At 44.4% G+C, this 1,250-nt stretch carries 1 pseudogene; it reads right to left on the bottom strand.

Annotation, left to right across the window (positions count from 1 at the left end):
• Positions 1–198: 198 nt before the first annotated feature.
• Positions 199–1,250, bottom strand: a pseudogene (locus tag ACFIK7_RS02395) (ShlB/FhaC/HecB family hemolysin secretion/activation protein); the annotation flags it as partial.

Below are 1,250 nucleotides of genomic sequence, written 5' to 3'. Positions count from 1 at the left end.
AAAACCAGTGAAAGCCCCTTATGGATCCCTCGCTGCAAAACACAAAGAACGCGCTTTCCTCGCTTGTATCCATATCCCAATCTATGCTTTTGATTTTTCAATCCCCGCATCTTCAGCTCCTCATAAAATTCTTTATCTCTTAAAAAAACAACCCATATGGGTATAAACAGCGCAGCGATATTTTTACCGCCATTTGCTCTAAAATCTTAATAATGCCCGCACTTGAAATACCCCTGTCGCATTCCCCTTTTCTCGCACTGTCGATTGGGTTAAAATATTCGAATAAGACACATCAATATCCGTAATGTCTCCGGTTGCATGGAAACCAAGAGTTGCCCCAACGAGGCTCCCGCCAAAACTGTTTTTGTTTACATCATTGGCCACGGCCCCCAGATCAAGCGCCATATAAGGGGCAAATTGGCTCATAAATTTACGCCCCATTCTCGAAGAAAAACCTGGCAACAACAGCGACAATTCATTGCGCCAAAACGCCCCATTATTGCCGTAATAAATCGCCTCACGCACCCCGCGCACAGAGGAACTACCACCAAGCGATATTTGCTCTGAACTAAACAACGTGTCGGGTGATAATTGTCCTGAAAACAGCGTGTTATAGCGAAAGTTATATTGTTTGAGCGAAAAAGGACGCACGTAGCCTAGGGAAAAAGACAATTTGGAAAATTGCCCTTTGGGTGAATTTTTTGTTGTATTCTCTTGCTCTTTATCGTCATAAGCGCCAAGAATTGCCAACCCCTTATGAAACCCTATATGCGCGCTTAATTCTCCTCCAAGCCACTTGCGCGAATGATCAAGCTCAAAGGTTGCAATAGCCAANGCCAAGAATTGCCAACCCCTTATGAAACCCTATATGCGCGCTTAATTCTCCTCCAAGCCACTTGCGCGAATGATCAAGCTCAAAGGTTGCAATAGCCAGTTTACGGCTGGAAACATCAACCCGACTGCCCATAATAAAATTATCAGAATATTTCCATGTCAACCGTCCTGTAAGCCAGGTCTTTCCCTCTTGATCACGGTCGATAACCCGTGAAATCCACGGTGTAAGCGATAAAGACTTGCCCGCTGTCATAATATCGGAAAATATTCCCTTAACACTTGAATGATATTGGCTCCACGTCCCATCAAAACCAGTTGTCCAAGTGCCATAGGGTAGAGAAAATGATCCCGTTAGAGTATCACTATTGGGACGCTTGTGAGAAAAATGATACGGACTACCATCCATGGAGCGCTGA

The sequence above is a fragment of the Bartonella sp. CL266QHHD genome, assembly GCF_042195355.1.
GTDB lineage: Bacteria > Pseudomonadota > Alphaproteobacteria > Rhizobiales > Rhizobiaceae > Bartonella.
The sequence above is the reverse complement of the archived record's forward strand: the minus strand, read 5'-3'. Positions and strand labels throughout refer to the sequence as shown.